Origin of the sequence: Pseudomonas orientalis, from assembly GCF_002934065.1 — a bacterium.
Classification (GTDB): domain Bacteria; phylum Pseudomonadota; class Gammaproteobacteria; order Pseudomonadales; family Pseudomonadaceae; genus Aquipseudomonas; species Aquipseudomonas orientalis_A.
The window spans coordinates 1,675,786-1,690,106 of sequence record NZ_CP018049.1 but is presented as its reverse complement, the minus strand read 5'-3'; the positions used below and the strand labels follow the sequence as shown (position 1 = coordinate 1,690,106).

General features: G+C 62.9%; 18 protein-coding genes. 8 read left to right on the top strand and 10 right to left on the bottom strand.

Annotated elements, in window-relative coordinates; all coding sequences use genetic code 11:
• Window positions 1-25: 25 nt before the first annotated feature.
• The 3 genes from BOP93_RS07625 to BOP93_RS07615 are packed head-to-tail and all read right to left on the bottom strand — an operon-like array spanning window position 26 to window position 2,378.
• Window positions 26-940 (bottom strand): biotin-dependent carboxyltransferase family protein, encoded by a 915-nt coding sequence (locus tag BOP93_RS07625; RefSeq protein WP_104502135.1) that lies wholly within the window; start codon window positions 938-940, stop codon window positions 26-28.
• On the bottom strand, window positions 937-1,641 hold the full coding sequence (locus tag BOP93_RS07620; RefSeq protein ID WP_104502134.1) for a 5-oxoprolinase subunit B family protein: 705 nt from the start codon (window positions 1,639-1,641) through the stop codon (window positions 937-939). The genes BOP93_RS07625 and BOP93_RS07620 overlap by 4 nt, the downstream gene beginning before the upstream one ends.
• A complete protein-coding gene (locus BOP93_RS07615) occupies window positions 1,638-2,378 on the bottom strand; it encodes a 5-oxoprolinase subunit PxpA (protein ID WP_104502133.1) in 741 nt (246 codons plus the stop codon). The genes BOP93_RS07620 and BOP93_RS07615 overlap by 4 nt, the downstream gene beginning before the upstream one ends.
• 177 nt (window positions 2,379-2,555) lie before the next feature.
• On the opposite strand from BOP93_RS07615, the gene BOP93_RS07610 reads away from it, so the two are divergent.
• Window positions 2,556-3,467 carry a LysR family transcriptional regulator gene (locus BOP93_RS07610; protein WP_104502132.1) on the top strand — a complete coding sequence of 304 codons (912 nt, stop codon included), beginning with the start codon at window positions 2,556-2,558 and terminating at the stop codon, window positions 3,465-3,467.
• A 119-nt stretch (window positions 3,468-3,586) separates the two neighbouring features.
• Here BOP93_RS07610 and BOP93_RS07605 read toward each other — a convergent pair whose 3' ends face one another.
• From BOP93_RS07605 to BOP93_RS07595, 3 genes are read right to left on the bottom strand one after another with little or no spacing between them, the layout of a single operon-like run.
• On the bottom strand, window positions 3,587-4,129 hold the full coding sequence (locus BOP93_RS07605; protein WP_065886315.1) for a DUF2937 family protein: 543 nt from the start codon (window positions 4,127-4,129) through the stop codon (window positions 3,587-3,589).
• A gap of 10 nt (window positions 4,130-4,139) precedes the next feature.
• Window positions 4,140-4,916 carry a class II glutamine amidotransferase gene (locus BOP93_RS07600; RefSeq protein WP_053136626.1) on the bottom strand — a complete coding sequence of 259 codons (777 nt, stop codon included), beginning with the start codon at window positions 4,914-4,916 and terminating at the stop codon, window positions 4,140-4,142.
• 30 nt (window positions 4,917-4,946) lie between these two features.
• The gene (locus BOP93_RS07595) at window positions 4,947-5,480 is read right to left on the bottom strand and encodes an MFS transporter (protein WP_104502131.1); all 534 of its coding nucleotides are present in this window, start codon (window positions 5,478-5,480) and stop codon (window positions 4,947-4,949) included.
• 24 nt (window positions 5,481-5,504) lie between these two features.
• On the opposite strand from BOP93_RS07595, the gene BOP93_RS07590 reads away from it, so the two are divergent.
• A complete protein-coding gene (locus BOP93_RS07590; RefSeq protein WP_104502130.1) occupies window positions 5,505-7,547 on the top strand; it encodes a S9 family peptidase in 2,043 nt (680 codons plus the stop codon).
• A 68-nt stretch (window positions 7,548-7,615) separates the two neighbouring features.
• Window positions 7,616-8,089 (top strand): cyclic nucleotide-binding domain-containing protein, encoded by a 474-nt coding sequence (locus tag BOP93_RS07585; protein WP_104502129.1) that lies wholly within the window; start codon window positions 7,616-7,618, stop codon window positions 8,087-8,089.
• On the opposite strand, the gene BOP93_RS07580 is transcribed toward BOP93_RS07585, so the two are convergent.
• The gene (locus tag BOP93_RS07580; protein WP_065893510.1) at window positions 8,086-8,364 is read right to left on the bottom strand and encodes a hypothetical protein; all 279 of its coding nucleotides are present in this window, start codon (window positions 8,362-8,364) and stop codon (window positions 8,086-8,088) included. The genes BOP93_RS07585 and BOP93_RS07580 overlap by 4 nt on opposite strands.
• Before the next feature lie 78 nt (window positions 8,365-8,442).
• Here BOP93_RS07580 and BOP93_RS07575 point away from each other — a divergent pair, with 78 nt between their 5' ends.
• The 4 genes from BOP93_RS07575 (at window position 8,443) to BOP93_RS07560 (ending at window position 10,638) form a co-directional block, all read left to right on the top strand.
• Window positions 8,443-9,129 (top strand): spermidine synthase, encoded by a 687-nt coding sequence (locus BOP93_RS07575; protein ID WP_104502128.1) that lies wholly within the window; start codon window positions 8,443-8,445, stop codon window positions 9,127-9,129.
• Between the two features lie 59 nt (window positions 9,130-9,188).
• Window positions 9,189-9,563: a YajD family HNH nuclease gene (locus BOP93_RS07570; RefSeq protein ID WP_003210675.1), complete on the top strand. Its 375-nt coding sequence runs from the start codon at window positions 9,189-9,191 to the stop codon at window positions 9,561-9,563.
• A 176-nt stretch (window positions 9,564-9,739) separates the two neighbouring features.
• On the top strand, window positions 9,740-10,207 hold the full coding sequence (locus tag BOP93_RS07565; RefSeq protein ID WP_104502127.1) for an RNA methyltransferase: 468 nt from the start codon (window positions 9,740-9,742) through the stop codon (window positions 10,205-10,207).
• An 80-nt stretch (window positions 10,208-10,287) separates the two neighbouring features.
• Complete coding sequence (locus tag BOP93_RS07560; protein WP_065935559.1) at window positions 10,288-10,638, top strand: YgaP family membrane protein; 351 nt, start codon at window positions 10,288-10,290, stop codon at window positions 10,636-10,638.
• Between the two features lie 143 nt (window positions 10,639-10,781).
• Here the strand turns inward: BOP93_RS07560 and BOP93_RS07555 are convergent, their stop codons facing one another.
• Window positions 10,782-12,002 carry a hypothetical protein gene (locus BOP93_RS07555; RefSeq protein WP_104502126.1) on the bottom strand — a complete coding sequence of 407 codons (1,221 nt, stop codon included), beginning with the start codon at window positions 12,000-12,002 and terminating at the stop codon, window positions 10,782-10,784.
• Between the two features lie 12 nt (window positions 12,003-12,014).
• Window positions 12,015-12,464 carry a YcgN family cysteine cluster protein gene (locus BOP93_RS07550; RefSeq protein WP_003172524.1) on the bottom strand — a complete coding sequence of 150 codons (450 nt, stop codon included), beginning with the start codon at window positions 12,462-12,464 and terminating at the stop codon, window positions 12,015-12,017.
• A 153-nt stretch (window positions 12,465-12,617) separates the two neighbouring features.
• Here BOP93_RS07550 and BOP93_RS07545 point away from each other — a divergent pair, with 153 nt between their 5' ends.
• Window positions 12,618-13,202, top strand: a complete 585-nt coding sequence (locus BOP93_RS07545) for a nitroreductase family protein (protein WP_104502125.1) — start codon at window positions 12,618-12,620, stop codon at window positions 13,200-13,202.
• Between the two features lie 123 nt (window positions 13,203-13,325).
• Here the strand turns inward: BOP93_RS07545 and BOP93_RS07540 are convergent, their stop codons facing one another.
• Window positions 13,326-14,258, bottom strand: a complete 933-nt coding sequence (locus BOP93_RS07540; protein WP_104502124.1) for a D-2-hydroxyacid dehydrogenase — start codon at window positions 14,256-14,258, stop codon at window positions 13,326-13,328.
• Window positions 14,259-14,321 lie beyond the last annotated feature (63 nt).

Below are 14,321 nucleotides of genomic sequence, written 5' to 3'. Positions count from 1 at the left end.
TCCCACATTTGGACCTCTGTGTTTATCAGCCAGTGCTCAGCCGCTGCAAATAGTTGACATGCTGCCGATGTGCCGTCTCCTGCACCATGGGCGCCAACCTTACTTTCTCCCCGGGCAAACACTGCGCCAACCGCGCCAGCGATAACGGCGTCAACGCGCCCAACCGGGGATAACCACCAATGGTCTGCCGATCATTGAGCAACACAATCGGCTGCCCGTCCGGCGGTACCTGGATGGCGCCCAAGGGAATACCTTCGGAAATCAACGATGGCCCCTGGTACTGCAGCGGCGTGCCCAGCAAGCGCATGCCCATGCGGTCGGCGCGGCTGTCCAGGGCCCATTCGGTGTTGAACGCATCGAACAGGCTTTGGCCGCTGAACCGGCCGATCTGAGCGCCGATGATCACGTCCAGTGATGCACCGGATGGCAAATCCGGCTTGGCCAGCACTTTCATTGCGCCGCCCGTACCGGAATAAGCCAGTCGCCCGCCTTCAGCCAACGCCTTGCCGAAACCGTCTACGCCACCCAGTTCCTCACGTACTACGGTGGCGCAACTGCCCAACACATCCGGCGCGTCGAACCCGCCCGGTGCCGCCAGGTAAGCCCGCGCGCCTTTGAACGGTTGGGTGAAGCGCAGGCGCTGGCCCTTTTGCAGGATAAAGCTGCGCCCCGGGCTGATCGCACGTTCATCAATGAAGGCGCCCAAGTCCGCACCGGCCAGGGCCAACAAACAGTAGTCCTCGGCCTGTACGGTAAAACCGCCCAGGGTAATTTCTATTACCGGCGCATCCAGGGCATTGTCCAGCAGCCAATTGGCCCATGACATCGACACCCAATCCAGCGCTCCGCCCTGGGTCACGCCAAGGTGGCGTACGCCGAAACGACCGGCGTCCTGCAACAGGCACAGCGGTGTGCTGGCCTCAATGATCAAGCGGCTCATGCGTGCGCCTCCAGAGGCGTGTCATCGCCGCCCAGGTTGACGAACTCAGCGTGGCCGACCGCCTCGAAACGCACCGTATCGCCGGGCTGCATCAGGCTGTAGCCGTCGCGTTCGCGGTCGAACAGTGTGGCCGGGGTGCGCCCGATCAGGTTCCAGCCGCCGGGGGATACGACCGGATAGGCGGCGGTTTGCCGCTCGGCGATGCCCACGCTGCCGGCCGCCACGCGTTTGCGCGGGGTGTTGAGACGCGGCGTGGCGAGGATGTCGTCCACCAGTCCCATGAAGGCAAAACCGGGGGCGAACCCCAGGGCGAACACTTGATACAGGTGGTCGCTGTGGCGACGAATCACTTCAGCGACCGCCAGCCCGCTGCGCTGCGACAGCAAGCTCAGCTCCGGCCCGACGCTGAGGTCGTACCATACCGGCAGCACATGGCAACGGCCGCCGCCCTGGGCCTGGGGCTGCAGGTTGGTCAGGGCCTGGTCGATCAACGTCCGTGCCTGGGCCGGGGTCAGGAGGGTGAGGTCGTAATGCACCATCAAAGTGGTGTAGGACGGCACCAGGTCAACCAGCGCGCTGCCGAACCCGCTGCGCAGACGTTGGGTGGCAGCGAGCATCCAGGGCATGTTGGCTTCGGCAATCACGTCAAACAAACGCACCATCAGGCAGTCGATGGCCACCACTTCAATCCGTGGCTTCATGCTGGCCTCAACGCCTCGCGGATACGCTGCACCGCGGCCATGGAGCTGGCGTTATCACCGTGTACACACAGCGTATTGGCCTGCAGGATCAGCGAGCTGCCGTCACTGGCAGTCAGCGCCTCACCACGGGAAAGGGTCAGGGCCTGCTGGACGATGGTGTCGGCGTCATGATGCACCGCGCCCGGCAACTGGCGCGAAACCAGATGGCCCTGGCTGTCATAGGCACGGTCGGCAAAGGCTTCGAACCACAGGGTCACGCCGTATTCATCGCCCAGGGCTTGGGCCCCGCTGTTGTCGCGCGTGGCCAGCAGCATCAGCGGCAGGTCGCCGTAAGCAGCCACGGCCTGCAGCACCGCGCGCAGCTGTGCGGGGTTGGCCATCATGTCGTTGTACATGGCGCCATGCGGTTTCACGTAACTGACGCGCCCGCCTTGGGCGCGGCAGATGCCCTCCAGCGCACCGATCTGGTAATGCAACAGGTCCTGGATTTCCTGAGGGGTGTACTGCATGGAGCGTCGGCCGAAACCTTGCAGGTCCTGATAGGCCGGGTGCGCGCCTACTTGCACGCCATGCTTGAGCGCCAGGCTGACGGTCTTGCGCATGATGCTCGGGTCGCCGGCATGGAAGCCGCACGCCACGTTGGCGCAGTCGATGAACGGCATGACTTCGGCGTCCAGACCCAGGGTCCAGTTGCCGAAGCTCTCGCCGATGTCGCAATTCAATAGCAGGCGGCTCACGGGGTCGCTCCTGTAGGCTTTGTTTTTTTGTAGTGTGGGATCTTTTACCAACATCTCGCAACGATGTTGTCCTGAACCCCAACGACGCTTATCGTGGAACGGCTCGATTTTTGGCGCCGCCACGCTGCGGCGTCCAACTAATAAAAACCGATCCATGCATAAGAAAAAGTTGATCCCATGAATTTGAAGTTCCTCGAAACCTTCGTCTGGGTGGCCAAGCTCAAGAGTTTCCGCCTGACCGCCGAAAAGCTGTTCACCACCCAGGCGTCGATCTCCAGCCGCATTGCGGTGCTGGAGAGCGAGTTGGGGGTGAAGCTGTTCCTGCGCGATTCGCGCGGTGTGAGCCTGACCCCGGAAGGCTTGAAGGTGCTCGATTATGCCGAGCAGATGATGGTGACCCTGCAGGGCTTGAAGCAGTCCCTGGAAACCACCAGCAGCAAGGTCGGACGCATTCGGATCGGCGCAATGGACACCGTGATCCATACCTGGCTCAGCCCGTTGGTCGCTGAACTGATGAACCTGTTTCCGCGGGTTGAAATCGAACTGGTCGCCGATACTGCGCTGAACCTCAGCGATCAGCTGCAAAAAGGCTTCCTGGACCTGATCCTGCAAACCGACCTGCTGCGCCTTGAGAGCGTGCGCAGCCTGGAACTGGGCAGTCACCCCATGGCCTGGATTGTCGCCAGCCAGTCGATCTATAACCGCGATTACGCCTCCCTCGCCGAACTGGCCCAGGAACGCATCATCACCTACTCGAAAAACTCCTGTCCCCATCAGGATGTGTTGAGTTTGATGCAGGCCAACGGCGTCGCCGCACCGCGCATGAACTGCGTCAACTCGGTATCAGCCATCACCCGGCTACTGCGCGATGGTTTTGGCATTGGCGCGCTGCCGCCGGTGCTGGTCAGCGAAGAACTGGCACGGGGGGAACTGGTGATGCTGGCGATGGCGCAGCAACTGCCGAACTTGCAGGTGGTGGTGTCGTGGCGCGTGGGGGTGGAGTTGGTGGAGGAGATTGTGGGGTTGTGCCAGAAGGTCGTCGCCCGCTATGCCGAGGAAGTCGGTAAAGAGCGGATGGTACTGAGTTAAACCGGATCCAAATGTGGGAGGGGGCTTGCCCCCGATCGCGGTGGGTCAGCTAAACATATGTTGGCTGACACACTGCCATCGGGGGCAAGCCCCCTCCCACACTGGATTTTTGTCAAGACTTAGAGCCCCTTCAAATCCCGCTCTTCAATCGGCCGGCTCTGGCGCAGGCGCCGGCCGCCCAGCACCACCCAGTCGATCAGGCGATACAGGCATTCGATACCGAACGACAGCAGCATCGCCCCGCCCAGGCCCCAGCCCATGGCCTCGGGCGTCAGCAGGATCTGGTAGCTGTAGCCATTCCAGGTTTCCAGGCGAATATCCGGATCAGCCGCCACCGCCACCTGCAGGGCGCGAATGTACCAGGGGCCCTGCATGGCCTGGAATTGCTTGTCCAACGCCAGCTGACGGTCGAGCATCGCGCCCAGGCTGCTGGCGTCGCTCTGGAACACCGGGTCATCACTGGCACGGTAATGCGCCACCAGGGCTTGCATGTCACCGTTGAAGAACTGCTGCGCGGTGGACTCGAACCCGCGCAGGCCCGTCTGGGCCTCGATCAGGTGGGCTTCGACGCGCTTGGCGTAATCGTTGATAAACCCCGGCACTTGCACGCCGACCAACAAACCTATGGCAAACAGCACCAACCGCAGATAGCTGAGCAACATGGTCGATTCCTTATTCGGTAACGCCCTGGCTGACGCATTCACCGCGTCGCCACAGGCTCCATTGGCCCGGTTCGTAGCGGGTCCAGTTTTCGTTGTCGGTCAGCGGTTCGGTGGCGATCACCGTTACCACGTCGTTGGGGGTGGTTTCGGCCTGAAAATCGACGATCACGTCGACATCTTTCAAGCGCGCCGGGCCAAACGGCGCACGTCGGGTAATCTGCGCCAGCTTGGTCGAGCAGTAGCAAAACAGCCAGTCGCCATCGCTGAGCAGGCAGTTGAACACGCCTTTGCTGCGATATTCGGCGCAGGCGGCGATCAGGTCCGGCAGCATCTGCTCGATATCCACCGGCTCGGGGAAGGCTTCGCGCACGCGGTTGAGCAAGTCGCAGAATGCCGCTTCACTGTCGGTGTCGCCCACCGGCCGGTAGAAGGTGGCGCGGGGGGTGAAGTCCGCCAGTTGGCCATTGTGCGCAAAACACCAGTTGCGCCCCCACAGTTCGCGCACGAACGGGTGGGTATTGGCCAGGCTCACCTTGCCCACATTGGCCTGGCGGATATGGCCGATCACCACTTCGCTCTTGATGGGATAGCGCTGCACCAGCAGGGCGACTTCCGACTCGCTGCTCGCGGCCGGATCCTGGAACAGCCGCAGGCCACGGCCTTCGTAGAAGGCGATGCCCCAACCGTCGCGGTGGGGGCCGGTTCGCCCGCCCCGCTGCATCAGCCCGGTGAAGCTGAACACGATATCGGTGGGGACGTTGGCACTCATGCCCAATAATTCACACATGCCAGGGCTCTCGCTGCAGGGCGGACAACGTTAAAGGCGCGGTTCGACCCGCATGCCGGAGGCGGGGGCCGGGGACGGGCGACGGAACGGTTCGTCTTCCTCAGGCTCCGCGGCCAGCGCGGCGTCCGTGGCGGCCTTGCGCTCACGGCGGGCGTTGGCGGCGCGCTCGATGGGCCAGCGGATCAGCACGAACACGATGTACAGCGCGAACACGATCATGGTGTACATGAACAGGTCGGAGATGGCGCGCCAGGCGTTATTGCCGACCTTGAGCAGCAGGTCCAGGGCGGTGATCGCCACGGCAGGCGCGAACTGGGTCTTGATCGGGTCGACAATGGTGGGGCTGAGCAACAGCACCGCCATCAGTAACTGCAACGGCTCACGCAGCCAGCGCCAGGTCCAGCGGGTCATGCGCCACCACACCAACAGGCAGCCCAAAGCGGCGAAGGCGTAAAGGCCCCAAGCGGTCAGATAGTCGTTCTCGGTCATGGTGTCCATGGCAAGGCTGGCAAAGAGGCGGCTATGATAACGGCTTTTGCGTGTCGCGGCTGCAATGCCGGCCACCGTCCGCCCGATAGAGAATTATCCATGCCTATTTCCACCGCACCGATTGCCCGCAAAGCCCCAGGTTCAGACCCGTACGCCTGGCTGCAGGAACGTGACAGCACTGAAGTCCTCGATTACCTCAAGGCGGAAAACGCCTGGCAGGAAACCCAACTGGCCGACCAGCAGGCACTGCGCGAGACGCTGTTCGAGGAAATCAAGGGCCGTATCCTGGAAACCGACTTGTCCCTGCCCTCCCCCTGGGGCCCGTACCTGTACTACACGCGCACCACCGCCGGTGACGAATACGCGCGTCACTACCGCTGCCGGCGCCCGGCCGATGACAGCAACCAGGTGGATGAGCGCAGCGAAGAATTGTTGCTGGACCCGAACGTGCTGGCCAATGGCGGCTTTTTCTCCCTCGGCGCGTTCAGCATCAGCCCCGACCATCAGCGCCTGGCCTACAGCCTCGACACCACCGGTGAAGAGATCTACACCCTGTACGTGAAGGAATTGTCGACCGACAAGGTCAGTGAGCTGGCATTCGACAACTGCGACGGCAGCATGACCTGGGCCAACGACAGCATCACGCTGTTTTTCGGCGAACTGGACGACACTCATCGTCCGCACAAGCTTTACCGCTACCGCCTGGACGGCACGGCGGCGCAGGAAGTGTTCCACGAACCCGACGGACGCTTCTTCCTGCATTGCTACCGCTCCAGCTCCGAGCGCCAGTTGCTGTTGGCCCTGGGCAGCAAGACCACCAGCGAGATCTGGGCCCTCGACGCCGACCAGCCGCACCTGGACTTCACCTGCCTGGCGCCGCGGGTGGAAGATCACGAATACGATGTCGATCACGGCCAGTTGAACGGCCAGTGGACCTGGTTTATCCGCAGCAACCGCGACGGTATCAACTACGCGCTGTTCGTCGCGCCTGACAGCGGCACGCCCCCGACCGAAGCCGACTGGCAGAACCTGATCCCCCACAGCGACGAGGTGATGCTTGACGGCGTCAGCCTCAACGCCAGCGCCATGACCCTGAGCCTGCGCATCGGCGGCCTGCCGGTGATCGAAGTGCATCCCGAGGGCGTACCGGCCTATCGCGTGGAACTGCCTGACGCGGCTTACAGCCTCTACGTACAGAACAGCCTGGAATTTGCCAGCGACAGGATTCGCCTGCGCTATGAAGCACTGAACCGTCCGGCCCAGGTGCGCCAGTTGGAACTGGCCAGCGGGGCACAGCAGGTGCTCAAGGAAACCCCGGTACTCGGTGAGTTCAACGCCGACGACTACGTCAGCCAGCGTCTGTGGGCCATGTCCGCCGACGGCACCCAGGTGCCGATCAGCCTGGTGGTCAAGCGGGACCAGCTCGGCCAGCCGACGCCGCTGTACCTGTATGGCTACGGCGCCTATGGCTCGAGCCTGGACCCATGGTTTTCCCATGCGCGCCTGAGCCTGCTGGACCGAGGCGTGGCGTTTGCCATCGCGCACGTGCGCGGCGGTGGCGAGCTGGGTGAGGCCTGGTACCGCAACGGCAAGCAGGAACACAAACAGAACACCTTCAGCGATTTCATCGCCTGCGCCGAACACCTCATCGCCCAGGGCCTGACCACCGCCAACCAGTTGGCGATCAGCGGCGGCAGCGCCGGCGGCCTGTTGATCGGTGCGGTGCTCAACCAACGCCCGGAGCTGTTCCAGGCGGCGATCGCCGAAGTGCCGTTTGTCGATGTGCTCAACACCATGCTCGACCCGGAACTGCCGCTGACCGTCACCGAGTACGACGAATGGGGCAACCCGCAGGAGCCCGAGGTGTATGCGCGCATCAAGGCCTATGCGCCGTACGAAAACGTGCGTGCCCAGGCCTACCCGCACATGCTGGTGATTGCCGGTTACAACGACAGCCGCGTGCAGTACTGGGAAGCGGCCAAGTGGGTGGCCAAACTGCGCGACACGAAGACGGACGACAACCTGCTGCTGCTCAAGACCGAGCTGGGCGCCGGTCACGGCGGCATGAGCGGTCGTTACCAGGGATTACGTGACGTAGCGCTCGAATATGCCTTCGTGTTCAAGGCGCTCGAGCTGATTTAGGAACTTAGTGAGGCGGCCCTGTCTGAACACAGGACCGCCTACAGAATTGATGGACCAAGATTGCAGCTATGTCACAACCCACTCTGCTTAACGACGAAATCCGCGACATGCTCATGGACTGCGGTTTGTTCGACCCGCTGCTGCCGGAAGATTTTCATATCGCCGCAGGCTATTTCAATATCAGCAGCATTGCCCGGGAAGAAGTGATTTTCCTCGAGGGCGATGCCGGCACCTTCATGTGCATCCTCCACAGCGGCCAGGTGGCGGTGCACAAAACCAACCCCGCCGGTCAACGCCTGACCATCGCCACCCTGCGCAGCGGCCGGGCCTTTGGCGAAATGGCGGTGCTCGACGGCGAACGGCGCTCGGCCAGTTGCATTGCGGCCACCGACTGCGTGCTGCTGAACCTGGGCAAGGACGCCCTGGAAAAGATGCTCAACGAAGCGCCCAGGGTCGCGGCCAAGATCATCCGCGCGATTGCCATTGCCCTGTCCAGGCGCCTGCGCATGGCGGATGGGCAACTGCTGGCGCAACAGTTTTAACCGCCGGGCGTCTTCGGCTTGCTGTCGTTCTGCTGCAGGCCCGGGACCGTCTGGTCCTTGGGCGGCGCCGGCAGCACGATCGGCGCCAGGGGCGGCGAGCCGTTGGTCTTGGGCACGGCGGGCGGCGTGACCTGCGGGTACAACGTGGGCGTTGGCGTGCCCGGCGCGCCGGGGGTTGGCGCGGGTGCGACCGGTACGGTTTGCAACTCCTGCGCCTGCGCCGCACCCAATGTGAGCGCGCCAAGCACAATGACCGTTAGAATGCTGCACTTCATCGATGGCTCCATGGCCTGACCGGAATGTCACAAGGCTACTCCCAACCGCGCAAGAATGCCCTTCCCAATGAGATTTCCATGAAACGTTTCGTTCTGCTGGACACCACTCCGATCCCCAACAACGGCGGTGCCTTGTGCCTGTTCGAATACGGTGAGGACTTCGTCATCAAGATCCAGGGCGGTGACGGCGGCCAGTTGATGAACACGCGCATGCACGGTTCCGAAGATGCCCTGGCGGAAATTCCGTGCCGCAAAGTCGCCGGTCGTCCGGGCTCACGGGTGCTGATCGGTGGCCTGGGCATGGGGTTTACCCTGGCCTCGGCGCTCAAGCACCTGGGCAAGAGCGCCGAAGTGGTGGTGGCGGAGTTGGTGCCGGGCGTGGTGGAGTGGAATCGTGGACCGCTCGGCGAAAAGTCCGGCCGGCCCTTGCTCGACCCGCGCACGGTGATCCGCCTGGAAGACGTGGCCAAGGTGCTGCAGGCCGAGCCCCAGGGGTTTGATGCGATCATGCTTGACGTCGATAACGGCCCTGAAGGCCTCACGCAAAAAGCCAACAGCTGGCTGTATTCCGCCGGTGGCCTGGCCGCCTGCGCCAAGGCCCTGCGCCCCAAGGGCGTGCTTGCCGTGTGGTCGGCCAGCGCCGACAAACTGTTCAGCGACAAACTGCGCAAGGCCGGTTTCAAGGCCGAAGAAGTGCAGGTGTTTGCCCATGGCAACAAAGGCACGCGACACACCATCTGGATTGCGGAAAAGCTCAAGGGCTAATTGCGCTGTGATTAGCTAGAATCAACCTGTCCGTGACCACCCAATAGCCAGGAGCCATGATGAGCTCGACCAACCCGCCCTCCCACACCGCCAAGCTGGACCGCATCCTCGCCGATGCCCAGCGCGACCGGGAAATGGGCTACCGCGACAAAGCCCTGAAAATGTACCCCCACGTGTGCGGCCGCTGCGCCCGTGAATTCGCCGGCAAGCGCCTGAGCGAACTGACCGTGCACCACCGCAACCACAATCATGACGACAATCCCCAGGACGGCTCCAACTGGGAACTGCTGTGCCTGTACTGCCATGACAACGAGCATTCGCGCTACACCGACCAGCAGTACTTCGGCGAAGGCTCCACCAGCAGCCCGACGATTGCCAAGGCGACGCACAACCCGTTTGCGGCGTTGGCGGGGTTGATGAAGAAAGACGACTGAGATCATCGTTGGCTGTACTGGCCTCATCGGGGGCAAGCCCCCTCCCACATTTTGGAATGCATTACCCTGTGGGAGGGGCGGTGCGACGATTCGACTTGCCGCCGATAGCGATCGCCCAAGCACCACACTGCCCAAGACCGTATAATCGCGGTTTTTCCTGCAAGGCACCCTTCCCCGTGGGCAATAAACGCTACAGCTGCATCGGTCTGTATAACCCCAAATCCCCCGAAAATGTCGGCTCGGTCATGCGCGCCGCCGGCTGCTACGGCGTGGCTTCGGTGTTCTATACCGGCGCGCGTTACGAGCGCGCGCGGGACTTCATCACCGACACCAAGAAGGTGCATCACGACATTCCGCTGATCGGCATCGATGACCTGAAGAAGATCCTGCCCCTGGGCTGCATCCCCGTCGCCGTGGAGCTGGTGGAAGGCGCCCGCCCGCTGCCCGAATACACCCACCCCGACCGCGCGCTGTACATCTTCGGCCCCGAAGACGGCTCGCTGGACAAAGAGATCCGCGACTGGTGCGAGGACGTGGTCTACATCCCGACCACCGGCTGCATGAACCTCGCCGCCACCGTCAACGTGGTGCTCTACGACCGCCTGGCCAAGGGCAATAACACCCGCTCGGGCCCGAAGTACTGAAATCAGGTATTCAAATAGCGGGAACAAGCGGCCCTTGCGAACAGTCAGCTAATGACACTTGCCTTTGTTGGAGACGGATCATGAGCGACAGCAAAACCCTGCGACCTGTGATTGAACACCTGCAGCCGGACGAGCAGCGCCCCCAGAATGTGCACGGCTGGGAACGCATCGGCTCGGTGGCCGGTGGCGTGATGATGGTCGGCAAAGGCCTGCGCCGTGGCGGGCTCTTCGGGCTGATCCAGGTGGCGATTGGCGGCGTGGCGCTGGCACGCGGTTTTACCGGCCACAGCTCGCTCAAGGACAAGCTGGAGCAAGGCCGCCAGGAAATGAACAGCGTACGCACGAAGATCGAGCGGGCGGGCGCGGAGCTGAAGAACTTGAAGACCAAGGCTGAAGTGGCGGCTGAAAAAGCGGTGAAAACCCCGGGCTGAGCCGAGTAATCGGGCCGCTGGAGATTTAAATGTGGGAGGGGGCTTGCCCCCGATAGCGGTGGGTCAGCGGAAGAGTTGCTGGCTGACACTCTGCTATCGGGGGCAAGCCCCCTCCCACATTTGTTTTGTGCAGGATTTTAAGATTACTGCAGCAGCTTGCTGTCGAGTACGGCGGATGAACCGTCAATGATGCGCTCGGCCAGTTGCACAAATTCCTTCGTGGTCACGCTGCCCGCGCGCATCACCGCTTGCGCCAGGTCATCCAGCGAGCGCTTGTTATGGGTCTTCACGCGGATCTCGCGGTCCAGTTCCTGCAACACCACCACCGCCCGTGACACTGTTGCGCCACTGACGTGTTCGCCACGCAGGCTGGTCACAGCCTTGCCCTCCTTGGTCAGGCGCGTCTGTATCGCCTGATACCGCTCGTCGGTGATCCCACCGGCGCGGCGTACCAGTTCAATGGAGTAGTAACGGGCCAGGCCTTCGCTGATCCAGTCACTGGTGTCGTGGTCATTGAAACGGGCAATGGCCTGCACCACTTCGCGGATCAACGGGCTGCTGCCGTCTTCACTGACCAGCGGCGTGCGGCTGTTGAGGTAGACCGAGTCACGCGCCGAAAAGGCGCCACGGCGCATCGGGTCGCTGGCGCCCACCACCAGCAGTTTGGCTGGGTGGCGCGGGAATGCGGCTTCCACTTGCGGCCATACAAAGGTCAGCAGCGTCAGCACATCCATGCGCCGCATGCCCTGGCCCTTGGGCGAGGTCACGGTGACGTCGGTCTGCCCCAGGCGCATGCGCCGGCTGCCCAGGCTACCGGCGAGCATCCAGCCGGTGGGGCGGTCGAACAGGCGGGACACGTTGTCGATGCGAAACCTGTTCTTGCCGATACGCGGCCAGGCGGTCTCGATGCTGTTCCAACCCGGCGGCAGGTCGAAGATCAGGCGCGCGACCAGCTCGACACCCTCCTGCTGGTCCAGCCGTGCGGTGGGCACCAGGTCGTCGCCGCGAAACAGCGCCCAGGCCGGCGTCATGCGCGCTTCGTAGGTGCCGGGTTTGTGCGCGTGGCCCAGACGTACGCGGTAGGTCAGGCTGGCCTTGTCGGCGCTGGGTTGCCAGTGACCCCGATGACCATCGACCTTCCATTGCCCATCGGCCTTGAAATCGCTGTAGTCGCCGTCGCGGCCAAGGTCGAAATCCAGGCTGCGCACCGCAGAGCCCTGGGACAGGCTCACGCGCACTTCGGCCTGATCGCTCTGGGGCAGAAGTTTGACGTGGTAATCCAGGTCGACTTTTTTGGCGCTCCACGCCGGCATGCTCAGCCCCAGTAACAGCGCCACTGTCGCCAGCGTGAATCCCACCTTCATACGCACTCCTGGTTAACCCGCGCGGAAGATCAGGTAATCCTCCCAGTCGTCCTCTGGCACGCTGCCTTCGCTGAGCATGCGCCCGGACTGGGAAATGCGTTCGTGGTGCACGGCGTCGCGGTCGCCGCAGACCAGGTGGTGCCACAACGGCAAATCCTTGCGCTCGCTGACCAGGCGATAGCCGCAGGTGGGCGGCAGCCACTTGAACTGGTCGGCCTGCCCAGGCGTGAGCTGGATGCAGTCCGGCACCGACGCCCGACGATTGGGATAGTCGGTGCACTGGCAGGTTTTCAGGTCCAGCAGTTTGCAGGCGATGCGCGTGTAATAGACGCTGTTGTCGTCTTCATCCTCAAGCTTTTGCAGGCAGCACAGGCCACAGCCGTCGCACAGCGATTCCCATTCCTCCTGGTCGAGGTGTTCGAGGGTTTTGCGTATCCAGAAAGGTTCGACTTTGGCGGCCATGGCTCTGCATCAGTATCGGTAGGTTCAAAGGCCGCCAGTCTAGTGCCCAAGCCCCTTGGGGCCAAGCGCTTGCGACTGGCGGTGTAACAACGCTTGTCAGTCTAGGAGTTGCGCAGTAGTTTTGAGCGCCGAATTGACGATCAGGAACTGCTCATGACCCGTGTTGCCGACTATCCGATCCACACCCAGTTCACCGAACGCTGGTCGCCTCGCGCCTTCACCGGCGAGAGCATCTCCCGGGAAACCCTGCTGAGCTTCTTCGAGGCGGCGCGCTGGGCACCTTCGGCTTACAACTCGCAGCCCTGGCGCTTTCTCTACGCCCGCCGCGACACGCCGGACTGGGAGCGCTTCCTGGGTTTGCTCAACGAGTTCAACCGGGGCTGGGCGCAGCATGCGTCGGCACTGGTGATCATCGCCTCGAAGACCGACTTTATCGCCCCCGGCGCCACGGAAGAAACCCCGGCCCTGTGGCACACCTTCGACACCGGCGCCGCCTGGGCTCACCTGGCCTTGCAAGCCAGCCTCACCGGCTGGCACACCCATGGCATGGCCGGCTTCGATCAGGAACTGACCCGCAAAGAGCTGAAGATCCCCGCAGGCTATGCGCTGCACGCCGCCGTGGCAGTGGGCAAGCTTGGCGACAAGTCGAGCCTGCCCGAGTACCTGCAAGGCCGCGAAGCGCCAAGCCCGCGCAAGCCGCTGAGCGAGCTGGTATCGGAAGGCGATTTCACTCTCTGAGTTATGCGCATACCCCATGTGGGAGGGGGTTTGCCCCCGATTGCGGTGGATCAGCCAACTTATGCATTGACTGACACACTGCTATCGGGGGCAAGCCCCCTCCCACATTTTTACCGCGTCGTATCAGTAGCCGCGCTCGAAGCTTACTTCCCCGCGCAGGGCTTGTTTAGCCTGGTACGCACGCACGTTCTGCACGAACAACTCCACCATCATTGCCGGCGAGGTCGGGGCCGAGCTGTGCCCGGTCAACAACAAGCCCCACGCCGTCCAGAACGGGTGGCGTTGCGGCAGCGGCTCCTGGCGACAGACGTCGATCACCGCTCCGGCCAGATGTCCCTCCTTGAGGGCTTCGACCAGATCGGCATCCACCACCGCCACACCGCGCCCGACGTTGATGAACAAGGCGGTCGGCTTGAATTGCTTGAACAGTGCGGCGTCGTACAGGTCATGGGTGTCAGGGGTGTTGGGCAGCAGGTTGATCACATAATCCACCTCGCCCACCAGCCGGCCCAATTGATCGAGCCCGGCGACTTCAATAAATGGCGCCTGCTCGCGGGCCTGGCTGGCGATGCCATACAGCTTGACGCCAAATGGCAGCAAGAACTGCGCCACACGCTGGCCAATGTCGCCGGTGCCGACCACCAGCACCTTGCGCCCGGCCAGGCTCTGGCCCTGGCGACTGTCCCACTTGCGCTCGACCTGGCTGACCAGCCGCGCCAACACTTCACGTTCGTGTCCCAGCATATAGGTGAGGACGAATTCGGCCATGACCTGGCCAAAGATGCCGACCGCTCGGGTCAGGCGATAATCACGCGGCAGGCCCTCGGCCAGCAGTGGCGTGATACCGGCCCAGGTCGACTGCAACCATTGCGGATGATGGCCCTGGCGCAACAGCGTCGCCAGCAGGTCCGGCTGGCCCAGCCACACCGGGCAATCGGCGGCCAGGCGTGAGAGTTCGGCCGAATCGCCGCTGGTCAGTACCTCAAGGTCCGGCGCGGCGTCGCGAAGCAATTGGGCGTAGAGCGGGTGATCCTGTTCAGCAATCAGAACACGCATGGTTCAAACCTTTCAAAAACAGTGCAGACGGCCGCCCGCATCCTTACGGCCACCGTCCTCTAA

Coding starts and splice junctions, on each gene's coding strand:
- BOP93_RS07570 (WP_003210675.1), top strand. CDS start 9,189: ATGAGCTCGACCAACCCGCCCTCCCACACCGCCAAGCTGGACCGCATC.
- BOP93_RS07605 (WP_065886315.1), bottom strand. CDS start 4,129: ATGTTGCTCAGCTATCTGCGGTTGGTGCTGTTTGCCATAGGTTTGTTG.
- BOP93_RS07575 (WP_104502128.1), top strand. CDS start 8,443: ATGAAACGTTTCGTTCTGCTGGACACCACTCCGATCCCCAACAACGGC.
- BOP93_RS07600 (WP_053136626.1), bottom strand. CDS start 4,916: ATGTGTGAATTATTGGGCATGAGTGCCAACGTCCCCACCGATATCGTG.
- BOP93_RS07580 (WP_065893510.1), bottom strand. CDS start 8,364: ATGAAGTGCAGCATTCTAACGGTCATTGTGCTTGGCGCGCTCACATTG.
- BOP93_RS07545 (WP_104502125.1), top strand. CDS start 12,618: ATGACCCGTGTTGCCGACTATCCGATCCACACCCAGTTCACCGAACGC.
- BOP93_RS07555 (WP_104502126.1), bottom strand. CDS start 12,002: ATGAAGGTGGGATTCACGCTGGCGACAGTGGCGCTGTTACTGGGGCTG.
- BOP93_RS07585 (WP_104502129.1), top strand. CDS start 7,616: ATGTCACAACCCACTCTGCTTAACGACGAAATCCGCGACATGCTCATG.
- BOP93_RS07620 (WP_104502134.1), bottom strand. CDS start 1,641: ATGAAGCCACGGATTGAAGTGGTGGCCATCGACTGCCTGATGGTGCGT.
- BOP93_RS07540 (WP_104502124.1), bottom strand. CDS start 14,258: ATGCGTGTTCTGATTGCTGAACAGGATCACCCGCTCTACGCCCAATTG.
- BOP93_RS07560 (WP_065935559.1), top strand. CDS start 10,288: ATGAGCGACAGCAAAACCCTGCGACCTGTGATTGAACACCTGCAGCCG.
- BOP93_RS07610 (WP_104502132.1), top strand. CDS start 2,556: ATGAATTTGAAGTTCCTCGAAACCTTCGTCTGGGTGGCCAAGCTCAAG.
- BOP93_RS07590 (WP_104502130.1), top strand. CDS start 5,505: ATGCCTATTTCCACCGCACCGATTGCCCGCAAAGCCCCAGGTTCAGAC.
- BOP93_RS07550 (WP_003172524.1), bottom strand. CDS start 12,464: ATGGCCGCCAAAGTCGAACCTTTCTGGATACGCAAAACCCTCGAACAC.
- BOP93_RS07625 (WP_104502135.1), bottom strand. CDS start 940: ATGAGCCGCTTGATCATTGAGGCCAGCACACCGCTGTGCCTGTTGCAG.